Raw genomic sequence first — 11,641 nt, 5'->3', positions numbered from 1 at the left:
AGCGTTAGCCCTCCTGCTCGATGCGAGTTAAGTTATCACGCAAGATATCGCCGAACTCGTATTTACCTGGTGAAACGAAAGTACATAAAGCTAAATCTTCTTCATCAAGCTCTAAAGCACCAAGATCTACTGCTGAAATAATGTCTTCAACAATTAGCGCACGGAGTAATTGGGTTGGCAAATAGTCTTGTGGCATAACTTCTTCAAAGACACCGATTGGCACCATGGCACGAGGAGAGCCATTGCTTGTGGTGGTGAAGTTGTACTTTTTACCCTTAAAGAACTGCGAGATATAAATAGGCAGTTTTGAGAAACGGTTAGCACCTGGACTAAAGAAGTGGAATGCTGGACGCTCATAACCTTCTTGTAGAACGCTCACTTGGTTGTGGAAGCGGCCTAAATAAGCGGTAGTGGCAATGGTTTTGCGACCCGATAATACCGAACCGGTAATAATACGGTTATCACCGCTATTTAATTGACCTTGAGTCAGCTCGGTTAGATCTGCTCCACGCTCAGTTACTACTAAGTGTGGGTTTTTCACACTAGGACCGGCCAAGCTGATCAAGCGGCGAGTATATAGGCGACCTGTGGTAAATAGCTTACCAATCGCAATCACGTCTTGAAAACCTACGGTCCAAACAGTGACTTCACGGCTTACTGGGTGTAAGAAGTGAATGTGAGTACCGGCATTGCCTGCAGGGTGTTTGCCTGCGAAAGCATGATATTCAGTGCTGTTACCCGCTGCAGTCTTAGCAACTTTGGCTAAGTTGGCACTGCCATGGTGACAAACATAAGTTTTTGGGGATAAGGTGGAAAGTACTGCAAGTCCGTCATCAAAGGCCTGTTGCTCTTGTTGAATCAGCAACATAGGGTCATACGCCAAAGGATTGGTATCCATAGCGGTGACGAAAATGGCTTGTGGACGAGAGCCCACTTCTGGACTACGGCTGTATGGACGAGTACGGAAAGCGGTCCATTCACCAGATTTGATTAATTGCGCTTCAACAGCTTCAGAATCAAGCCCAGCCAGTTCATTAGAGGCATATTGCTGAAACGTGACCTCATTAGCATCGGCGCCGGCATTGGGATCAATCTCAATAACCATGCTTTCGAATACTCGGCGTTCGCCACGATTAATGGCGACGACTTTACCTGAGGCAGGTGCAGTATAAATCACCCCAACACGTTTTTTATCTTCAAAAACGGGTTGGCCTTTAGTGACTATATCACCTTCTTTAACGTTCATTGTGGGCTTCATACCGACATAGTCGTAGCCTACTAGTGCAACGTGCTTTGGAGAATGCTGGGTGATTTCACTGCTGGGTGCGCCAGCAATGGGCAAATCAAGCCCCTTTTTGATGGTAATCATAAGCGAACTTATTCCATAAGCGAAGAAATGCCAGACGTCCTGTCGGTAGTGAATAAGCCACGAACGGTACGGTGACCGCGAGAGACTCTTGCTGGGATAAGAGGGTTTAGCGCAGTACAACGAAAATGCACTTCAGACTATAAACTCGCAAAATTTAGAATAAATGAGAACGAGTAGTGAGACCTGTGCTAATCTCTTAACATAGAAGACAGTGGCGACTGGCTACCAAAATACATATACAATATAACCTAGGATTATACGTTAAATTACCCTAAAATTGCCAGTATGTTTCCGAATTTAAGCCATTTTAGGGCATAAATGTAAATTGTGATTTTTATTTGATAGCTCTCTATTTATTTTAAAAGCTTTTTATACTATAGGTCTTTGATATGCATAATCAGTCCAAATCTCCCTCGAATAACTCTTTAGACAATTTAAATAAATCAGTGGCACCTCTACTTATCCCTGCTATCGACTTAAAAGACGGCAAATGTGTGCGCCTAAAACAAGGTCGTATGGAAGATGACACAGTGTTCTCTGATGATCCGGTGGCCATGGCAACGCGTTGGGTTAATGAAGGGGCACGCCGTTTACATTTAGTGGACCTTAATGGTGCCTTTGATGGGGTGCCAGTGCATAAGAATGTGGTGATGGAAATTGCTAAGGCGCATCCTACTCTACCGGTACAGCTGGGTGGGGGTGTTCGCAGCTTACAGACCATTGAGCATTATCTAGCTGCAGGTCTAACCTATATCATTATTGGTACCAAAGCTGTGGAAAATCCAGAGTTCGTCGAAGAGGCTTGTCGTGAGTTTGCGGGTCATATTATCGTCGGTATTGATGCCAAAGATGGTCTGGTAGCTACTCATGGCTGGGCCAATGTGACAGACGTTAAGGCCGTTGATTTGGCGAAGCGTTTTGCTGATGCTGGCGTGTCGTCTATCGTTTATACTGATATCGCCCGTGACGGTATGATGCAAGGGGTGAACGTCGAGCAGACGGTTAATTTGGCTCGTGAGGGTGGTCTACCGGTTATCGCTTCAGGTGGTGTGACCAATATGAAAGACATCGAGCTGTTAAAGCCTTATGGCGACTGTCTAGAAGGCATCATTACTGGTCGCGCTATTTATGAAGGCACTCTAGATTTGGCTGAAGCACAGGCCTATTTAGACCAATAGTCAGCCCTGCTATTTGGTTTAGAACGCAATATTGGTTTAGAACGTAATAAAGAATAAAGCAAAACAGGATAAGCATGTCGCTCTTTTTTAAGCTGCCTAAAACCAAAACCGAACTTGAAGCTAATAAGCCACTCGAAGCTAAAAGAGCCGAAAGCCATAACGTCTGGTTAGGCTTGATAATGCTAATAATAACTAGTGGCTTATTTTCTCTACCGGCACAAGCTTTAATCAGTGCTACCCCTGAGGCGCAAGCTCAGGATGATGAAGCAGTATCTGCAGCTGCTGAGCAAAATCAAGATGAAGGGGCTGCTGATAGCGGCGAGGATGCCGAAACTGAAGCCCAAGACACAGAACAGGCCACCTCCGAGCCTGTTAATGTGCCTGCAGCGGGTAATCTGACCGATAAAGATACGGTCATTGCGACCAAACCTGATCAGGTTAACGATCAGGATATCAAACAGCGCATTAGTGGAATTTACTCTGAGATTGAAGGACTTAAAGCGCTCAATGTCAGCGTCAATCAAGGCGTGGTCAGCTTATCTGGTGAAGTGCCTAATGAAAAGAAGGCACAGCAGGCCATTAGTTTGGCCAATAGGGTTAGCGATGTGGTGGCTGTCGAAGACCGCATTAGCCGCACCCTAGATGTCCAAGACAACGTCACTCCGGTGATCAGTGCCTTAAAACAGCAGTTCCGAGGCTTTATTCATGCTTTGCCCTTATTGCTGGTCGCCATTGTGGTGTTCTCTATCGTAGTCTGGTTTGGGTCTTGGCTGGCTCGCCGGGAGTCTTTGTGGCAGCGCATTACCCCAAACCCCTTCATTGCTGAGCTACTTGCCCAAACGGTTAAAATCCTATTTATCGTTATAGGTTTATTACTCGGCCTGAGCTTTATGGGGGCCGAAGCAATAATCGGAACGCTTTTAGGGGGTGCTGGGGTTATTGGTATCGCGGTGGGTTTTGCGGTCAAAGATACCATTGAGAACTATATTGCTTCGCTGATGTTAAGTATTCGCCAGCCTTTTCAGGCCAAAGACTTTGTGAATATTAATGGTGAGGAAGGAATTGTGGTGCGCTTAACCAGCCGGGCCACTATTTTAATGACCTCGGATGGCAATCAGTTGCGTATTCCCAACTCCGAGGTTTTCAAAGCCACTATTTTAAACTACACCAAAAATCCTGAGCGTCGATTTACCTTTCAATTGGCCATGGATGCCAACGATGATCCTTTAGCGGCTATTAAAGTAGGGATTCAAGCAGTTCGAGACTTAGAGTTTGTGCTAGAGGATCCCAAATCAGCTTGTATCATTACTGAGGTCAGTGACTCAAATATTATTCTTGAGTTCCAAGTCTGGGTGGACCAAACCCATACCGATATTACCAAGGCGCGTAGTATTGCCATTAGAGAGGCGAAGCATGCGATGGAAAATAAGGGCTTTAGCTTGCCTGAACCCACTTATCGCATGCACTTTGATGGTGAGGTAGAACAAGCCCTTGTTAAATATCTTGCGGCTTGGGAGCAACAGAAGTCCCAAGGGGCTACCCACAATCCTCATTTGATTAAAGAGCTGACAGAAGAGGTGTTGGCCAGCACGCAAAAGCGCAAAGCAGACACTTTAGAAAAGGAACAAGCCAAACAACGTGCCCGAGCCATTTTGGGTAATGAGCAGGCAGAGGAGGTGCTCGATGCCCGACCTGATCCTAAGCTTATGCAAAAAGTAGAGGAAGAGATTCAGGATAACAGTGGGGACAAAGATTTATTGGATTGCAATAGCCCGCAGGAGTAACGGTAAGGCTCTTTTGTTATAGGTTTGATGTTATGGCTTTGAGACATTGACTGATTGCAGGCTAAACTTGATACCCTGGTAGTGTGCTAGACTAGAATGAAAGTTATCGTATGTCTTATTAAAACAAGGAGTGTGTCATGTCATCTAATCCAAACCTTCCTAAAACCCAATCTGCCATTGTCATCACTGAGTTTGGTGAGTCTGAAGTATTTCAGTTTGTCAATGACGCTGCCGTGCCCACAGTCGGTGAGGGCCAAGTATTGGTAAAGCTGGCTTATGCAGGTATTAACCCTGTGGATTATAAAACTCGCCAAGGGCTGGGCTGGGGGGCTGAAAACATTAAAAACAAGCAGTTTGCCGAGAATAAGCCTGCGATACTGGGCTTTGATATGGCAGGAGAGGTGATTTTTAGTAACGTAGCAGAGTTTGAAGTGGGTGATAAAGTGGCTGCCTTGAATTTTAACGGAGGCTGCTATGCCCAGTACAATACGGTAGAGGCTGAGCTGCTTACTAAAGTGCCTGAAGGGGTGGGTTTAGAAATAGCCGGGGCTTTGCCTTGTGTCGGAACCACGGCCAAACAGTTGGTTGATTTTGCTGAAATAAAAGCCGGCGAGCATGTGGTAATGAGTGCACCAGCAGGCGGTGTGGGTCATTTGGCCTTGCAACTATTGATGCGCAAGGTAGAAGAGCTCGGTATTAAGCTGACCCTAATTTGCTCAGCTGAAAAATATCAAAAAATTGAAAGCTTGATCGATTCTAGCCAGCTAGAAGGTTGGATTGATTACACCAAAGAGGACCAGTTTCCTGAATTAAACGCTGATGTTTTATTAGACTTGGTCGGGGGTGAGGCGGGTGAAAAGGCGTTAACCGTAGTTAAAACGGGTGGGCGTGTGGTGGTATTGCCTTCAATTTGGGCCCAAAAGCTAAAAGAAGCCGGTGCCGATAAAAAGTTACAAGTCGAGGGGTTTATAGCGAAGCCAAATGCTGAAGATTTAGCAGAGGTATTACGACTAATCGCAGCGGATAAGTTGCAGCTTGAAATTCAAGCCACGTATCCTTTGGAAGATACTGCTGAGGCACACAAAGCTTTAGAAAAAGGCGATAGCTTTGGCAAAATTGTGCTGGAGATATAAGGTTACGGATATAGAGTACGAAAGGTAAGACTGATTCGACCTTGTTGTACGGATTTAGTTTTAGTGACGGTATGCTTCCAATATTGCTGAGTATCGCCGCGCATTACAATTAGCTGACCTGATTCAAGATGAAGCTCAACTTTATGTTGAGCTTTTTTGTGCTTCAATACAAATTTACGGGTAGCACCCAACGACAGCGAGGCAATAATGGGTTGGTGGCCGAGTTCAGGCTCATCATCGGCATGATAACCCATACCGTCTGCCCCAGTAGGGTAGTAGTTTAGCAGGCAAGTGTTGAAACAAACCTCCACCCCAATTTCAGCTAACTTATGCTCAACCAGACGTTTCACGTGAAACACTGAGTGATGCCAAGGCGTAATAGCACGACTGTGCCCCGAGTAGCTATAAGCCAAAGAGCCATTAGCTTCACTGTCTCCCATCCACACAATCTGACGGGTAGTAATATGAGTCTTACCAAATAAAGTCACTCTATCTGACTGCCAAGGTAGCTCGGTTAACAGCTGCTCATATAAAGCCTGATCATCTCCTAAGACGATTCCTAAGTCATTCACTATACCGTCAAAAGGCAACAGGTTATCGCAAGGCTGTGGGGCAAACAAATCCATAGCAGTAATCCCATAATAGAAAGCCAAGGTAGGTAAGGTACGGTGCAGCTTTCCTGCTGTCTAGCCAAGCGGTTTAAAACGATAAGTCAATAAGCTTGATGATGAGCTACTTAATCCGAGATTGCTCAAAATTGGCTATAACTTCCGCACAAGCTTTAGGAGCTTCTAAGGGCAGAAGGTGGCCATAGTCCGACAAAACAATTTTGTTCTGGAGAGGTACCACTTCTTTCCAACTTTGGCGCACTTTATAGCTATTAAAGATAGAAGGTTTAGCCAATATCAAATAATAAGGCAGCTTTTTCTTATTTAGCTTTTTTAGAGCAGGTGTTACATAAGGGGTGCCAAAGTAGCTGGCAAGTTCTTGTTTGGGTTTAAATAACAAACTAAAACCGGAATCCCCTTCTTCTTTGGGTATCAAGCTATTTTCAGCAAAAGTCTTTAAGTGCTCATCGCTAATACGTTTGTAGGCCCGGTTTTGGCGTAAGCTTTGATAATAAGCCTCGACGCTGCTCCAGTCAGCAGGTTTGGCCTTTGTACTCTTAAAAGGCTCTTGAGTTTGCAACGCCAATCGCGGAATTCGATTAAATAGCAAAGACTGCTTTTTAGTAAAGGTGACGGGGTCAATCAAGTACAGGGCAGAGAATAAGTCCGGTCTTTTGGCAGCGGCCATGGCAGTGGCAGTGGCACCCTGCGAATGACCAATACCGATGACAGGTCCTGTTTGCGTCTGCTCCAAGAATTCGATTAACCAGTCCGCATCCTGTTCCCGAGTCATAATCTTTTCGGTAGGTAGATCTGGCCAATAGCCACGCATCGCTAAGCTGGTCACCTTAAACTGTTGGCTAAGCTCACTAATTAAGGGCTGATAAACTCCAGTAACGAAGCCATTACCGCCATAAAAATGAGCAGTAGGCTTTTCAGCTTTGTCGCTAGCAGACTGCGGTGACTCTGAGTCTGGAAACTCATAGTAACGGGCCTGCTTATCTCCTAATAGAATACTTTTTTCGTATTGCTGAAACGTGTTAACTTGAGCTTCGTTCATCGACTGATCACATCCTCTTTCAATTAAACCAATAGACCGGCCTTAAAGTTATTCTACTATGTCTAGATCATCTTCCCCTAAGAAGCCACCACTTTGACGCTCCCACAGTCCTGCATAAACGCCATTTTCAGCCAGCAATTCTTCATGGCTACCTTGTTCAATAATACGCCCTTTATCCATAACTACCAAGCGATCTAGAGCAGCAATAGTAGACAGTCTATGAGCAATGGCGATAACGGTTTTGCCAGTCATCATGCTGTTTAAACTTTCGGTAATGGCGTGCTCTACTTCAGAGTCTAGGGCACTGGTGGCCTCATCTAACAGCAAGATGGGCGCATTTTTTAGCATAACTCGAGCGATAGCAATACGTTGACGTTGGCCACCTGAGAGTTTCACCCCACGCTCACCCACTTGGGTATCAAGACCGGTATTGCCTTTGGCATCATGTAGCTCTTGGATAAACTCCCAAGCTTGTGCCTCTTTACAGGCAGCAATAATCTCTTCATCAGTGGCGGTAGGACGGCCATAAGCAATATTTTCACGAACTGTACGGTGTAGTAAGGAGGTGTCCTGAGTAACCATGCCGATTTGGCGGCGTAAGCTCTCTTGGGTGACTTCGTGTATGGCCTGATTATCGATAGTAATACGCCCGGAATCCACATCAAAAAAGCGCAGTAATAAATTCACCAAAGTTGATTTACCAGCCCCAGAGCGGCCCACTAAACCTATTTTCTCACCAGGCTTGATGTCTAAATTAAAGTTATCTAGCAGTTTGACATAGTTTGGATTAGGCAGGCTGTCCGCCGAAGAGGAGGGCAAGCCATCTTTGTTCTCCATATCGTCTTCAGTGGCCACTTTAAGCCGCATAGGGGCTTCAGCATTGCCTTCATATCCAAAGTCTACATTTTCAAACTTGATATGACCTTCCTTGATAACCAATTCTTTGGCATCTGGCGCATCCACTACTTTTTGTGGGGTAGACAAAGTACGAATACCATCTTGGACTGTACCGATACTTTCAAACAAGCTTGCCATCTGCCACATAATCCAATGGGTCATACTGTTTAGACGAAGCGCCATGGCAGTGGCCATTGCCAGTGCGCCAACCCCCACATCCCCTCGTTGCCACAGATACAAACCAATGGCTGCGGTACTGCCGATCAAGGTCACACTTACCAAGTGGTTGACGAACTCCAGCACGCTCACCCAGCGCATTTGAGCATGCACAGTTGCCAAAAACTGCTTCATCGCTGATTTGGCATAGCCAAGCTCTCGTTGAGAGTGGCTAAACAGCTTCACCGTCATGATATTGGCATAGGCATCAGTAATACGACCGGTCATGAGCGCCCGAGCATTGGCCTGGGTACTGGCAGTCTGACGCAGCTTGGGTAAAAAGTACCACAAGGTTGCTCCAAACATCACCAACCACAGCGCAAAAGGAATAAGCAATAAGCTGTCGAGTTGAAACAGGATAATGCCACTGGTGACAAAGAATACCAGCACATAAGTCATCATATCGACGACCGTAATGACGGTATCTCTGACGGCCAGAGCAGTCTGCATCACCTTGGCTGAAACCCGTCCAGAAAACTCGTTTTGATAAAACTCCATGGACTGACCCAGCATGCGCTTATGAAAACGCCAGCGCATCTGCATCGGGAACACCCCTTGGATCACCTGGAAGTGAACCAAGGAGGCTAAACCCACCCAAAATGGGCTCAATATCAGTACAGCAAACATCAGCTTTAAGGTCGCACTTTTTTCGGCCCAAAGTGTGGCTGGAGTATAGCTTCCCATCCAATCAACGAGGTCTCCAATCCAAGCATACAGTAACGCTTCATAGACCCCAATGCCGGCGGTTAGTACCATAAATAGTACCAACCATTTGCGAAGGCCATAAGTGCACGCCCAAAGGAATTTAAACAAGCCCTCTTTGGGAAGCGGGATTTTGTTTTCTGGGAAGGCGGATAGCCGAGTCTCGAAAAAATTGAAAAGCTTATTCATAGGCAGTTATTACTAATTATAGTTATTTTAGGTCTCAGAATTACTGAGCTTTATTGTCAGTATAGATAGGTAGTGTTTCTATTGTATTGTTGCTATTAAAGTAAGATAAAAAAGACGGTCATCCCGCTTATCGAACTTTATGTAATTGTTTCAACAAAACCATGACTTATAATGTAATATATTGTTACATTTAATTTAAGGAAAATATTTCATGAGTTATCTTGTCATTGCCGTGCTTTGTAGCGTAGCGGTTTCGATACTACTAAAAATTTTACGCCAGCACGACATAGACATCCGCCAAACCATAATGGCAGGGTACCCAGTGGCCTTTTTATTAACCTGGGCGTTCTTAAAGCCAGACTTGAGTAAAGTGGCGGACTTAAATACAGCTTGGGGTATTATACTGCTATTAGGTATCTTGTTGCCGTTGGTGTTTGTTATTTTAGGTCGGGCTATTGAATCGATGGGTATTATTGCAACCGATGCGGCCCAACGTCTATCGCTGATTATCCCTATTGTGGCAGCATTTGCTTTATTTGGTGAAGTGCTCACTTTACAGCGCACTTGGGGCATATTTCTGGGCTTTATGGCGCTAGTGGCTCTGCTTTATCGCAGGCCTGAAAAAGCCAATGCTAATAACTCTATTTATGCTAGAACCGACACGGGTGAAAAAAGGGGCTTGGCCAAAATACCGGTAGGGTCTTGGCTGCTTGGGGTCTGGGTAGGTTACGGCGTCATTGATATTTTATTTAAGCAGGTGGCTAAGCAAGGGACTGCTTTCCCTTTGACCCTGTTTATGACCTTTGGACTCGCTGGACTGTTGTTGTTGGTTTATCTCATCATAAATAAAACTCGGTGGGAGAGTAAAGCGCTGCTGTCAGGTGTGGTGCTAGGTATGTTAAATATGGGCAACATCTATGCTTATATCAAGGCACACCAGACTCTGGCAGACTCCCCAAGTGTGGTATTTACCGGTATGAACGTTGGGGTGATTGCGGTAGCGACTTTGGTCGGGGTGTTTGCCTTCAAGGAATCACTAAGCAAGTTCAATATGCTCGGTATTGTGCTTGCGATAGCTTGTGTGTTTGTTTTATTCTGGAGTTAAATAAAGTCAGTGATTTTTACGGTGACAAAAAAACCTCCTTCTTTATAAAGAAGGAGGTTTTTATTATGGTCTATCCTTTAAGCCATTACTGCTTAGCAATAAAGTCACTCACTTGCTCACTTAAGATTTCCCATAACTTTTCTTGAGCGGCTTGACTGCCCCAAGCATTGTGAGGGCTAAAGATGACTCTGGGGTGATCGGCCAATTGTAATAAAGGATCGTCTTTAGTGGTCGGCTCTTGCTCGAAGACATCGGTGGCATAACCCATAATTTGATTACTTTTTACCGCATCGGCCAAGGCTTTTGAATCCACCACACCGCCACGAGCCACGTTAACGATTAATGGTTTCTTGCTCATTTTAGCCAAGGTATCTTGGTTAATTAGGTGCTGGGTATGCTCGGTTAATGGACAATGCAGGCTAATAACATCGGAAGTTTCTAATACTGTGTCAAAGTCGGTGTAGTCCTCATTACGGGGCTCTTTCCCCTGGTGCTCTGCCCACAATACTTTCATACCAAAGGCCTTGGCAATTTCAGTCACGCGCTTACCAATGGTACCCACCCCGATAACTCCTAAGGTTTTGTCCTCTAAATCAATCAAGGGCACGTCCATTAAGCAGAAGCTGCCTGCCTGCTCCCAACTGCCGTCACTGACTTTATCATGATAATAAACCCCAGCCCGTAGCGCGGCTAACATCAGCATAAAGGTGTGTTCTGGCACACTTTTAACGGCATAACCTGCGACATTATAAAGCTCGACATTGTGGGCCTTACAAGCTTCTGCATCAACGTTATTCATCCCAGTGGCCGTCAGCTGTATCAGCTTTAAGTCGGGCAGGGATGAGATGATATCGGCATTGAGTTTTACTTTATTAGAAAAAATAATATCAGCGTCTTTGCAGCGCTCAATGATTAGCTGGTCATTTTGCTCGGTATCCTCATAGACCACATAATCAGTAACCCCGTTAGGAGCGGGTAAATCTACCTCATCCAAAAAAGTCCCTCTATCCAAAAATACGGCTTTCATAAATTTCTCCTAATTATTTTACGGTTGCTTGAAAGGGGTTTAGGCCTACTTCCTTGATTATTGTTACAATAAAGTCAGCTCAATACTGCACATGCTACCACTGTCGTGCATAGTTCCAAAACTAAGGGCTAAAAAAGCCCTATATTTACAAAGATTATGCGAGTATTTTTTATAAGGGCAGTGATTAGTTGTTAAAATAGCAAAAAATTCGATAGGAAAAGGTGTTTTCAAAGATTAGGTGTAGAATTTGCTAACTTTGACCTCATTAACGTAGATAGGGCTAATAATCCTTTATAATAAGCACCATTTGACAGCGGTTTATTTGCTGTTGCTTGTGATTGATTATCAAGCGAAACCCCACATTTTAATAAAA

9 protein-coding genes are annotated in these 11,641 nt (G+C 44.9%); 4 read left to right on the top strand and 5 right to left on the bottom strand.

The window, feature by feature from the left end:
• Positions 1-4: 4 nt before the first annotated feature.
• Positions 5-1,369 (bottom strand): Na(+)-translocating NADH-quinone reductase subunit A, encoded by a 1,365-nt coding sequence (locus B3S92_RS07340; protein ID WP_296204386.1) that lies wholly within the window; start codon positions 1,367-1,369, stop codon positions 5-7.
• Positions 1,370-1,758: 389 nt separating this feature from the next.
• Between B3S92_RS07340 and hisA the strand changes: the two genes are divergently transcribed.
• The 3 genes from hisA to B3S92_RS07325 all read left to right on the top strand — a co-directional run bounded on the left by hisA (position 1,759) and on the right by B3S92_RS07325 (position 5,464).
• On the top strand, positions 1,759-2,547 hold the full coding sequence (gene hisA / locus B3S92_RS07335) for a 1-(5-phosphoribosyl)-5-[(5-phosphoribosylamino)methylideneamino]imidazole-4-carboxamide isomerase (RefSeq protein ID WP_296204384.1): 789 nt from the start codon (positions 1,759-1,761) through the stop codon (positions 2,545-2,547).
• Between the two features lie 179 nt (positions 2,548-2,726).
• Positions 2,727-4,331 (top strand): mechanosensitive ion channel domain-containing protein, encoded by a 1,605-nt coding sequence (locus B3S92_RS07330; protein WP_296204382.1) that lies wholly within the window; start codon positions 2,727-2,729, stop codon positions 4,329-4,331.
• 137 nt (positions 4,332-4,468) lie between these two features.
• Complete coding sequence (locus tag B3S92_RS07325) at positions 4,469-5,464, top strand: NADP-dependent oxidoreductase (RefSeq protein ID WP_296204380.1); 996 nt, start codon at positions 4,469-4,471, stop codon at positions 5,462-5,464.
• A 2-nt stretch (positions 5,465-5,466) separates the two neighbouring features.
• Here the strand turns inward: B3S92_RS07325 and B3S92_RS07320 are convergent, their stop codons facing one another.
• The 3 genes from B3S92_RS07320 to B3S92_RS07310 all read right to left on the bottom strand — a co-directional run bounded on the left by B3S92_RS07320 (position 5,467) and on the right by B3S92_RS07310 (position 9,136).
• Positions 5,467-6,090: an alpha-ketoglutarate-dependent dioxygenase AlkB family protein gene (locus B3S92_RS07320; protein ID WP_296204379.1), complete on the bottom strand. Its 624-nt coding sequence runs from the start codon at positions 6,088-6,090 to the stop codon at positions 5,467-5,469.
• A gap of 106 nt (positions 6,091-6,196) precedes the next feature.
• Positions 6,197-7,132 (bottom strand): alpha/beta hydrolase, encoded by a 936-nt coding sequence (locus B3S92_RS07315; protein WP_296204378.1) that lies wholly within the window; start codon positions 7,130-7,132, stop codon positions 6,197-6,199.
• 48 nt (positions 7,133-7,180) lie between these two features.
• Positions 7,181-9,136: an ABC transporter ATP-binding protein gene (locus B3S92_RS07310; RefSeq protein ID WP_296204376.1), complete on the bottom strand. Its 1,956-nt coding sequence runs from the start codon at positions 9,134-9,136 to the stop codon at positions 7,181-7,183.
• 211 nt (positions 9,137-9,347) lie between these two features.
• On the opposite strand from B3S92_RS07310, the gene B3S92_RS07305 reads away from it, so the two are divergent.
• On the top strand, positions 9,348-10,241 hold the full coding sequence (locus B3S92_RS07305) for an EamA/RhaT family transporter (RefSeq protein WP_296204375.1): 894 nt from the start codon (positions 9,348-9,350) through the stop codon (positions 10,239-10,241).
• Between the two features lie 85 nt (positions 10,242-10,326).
• Here the strand turns inward: B3S92_RS07305 and B3S92_RS07300 are convergent, their stop codons facing one another.
• Complete coding sequence (locus B3S92_RS07300) at positions 10,327-11,268, bottom strand: D-2-hydroxyacid dehydrogenase (protein WP_296204372.1); 942 nt, start codon at positions 11,266-11,268, stop codon at positions 10,327-10,329.
• Positions 11,269-11,641: the final 373 nt, after the last annotated feature.

The sequence above is a fragment of the Psychrobacter sp. UBA3962 genome (genome assembly GCF_002385225.1).
Classification (GTDB): Bacteria; Pseudomonadota; Gammaproteobacteria; order Pseudomonadales; family Moraxellaceae; genus Psychrobacter.
Note: the sequence above shows the minus strand (reverse complement) of the source record. Positions and strands in the feature narration are given on the sequence as shown.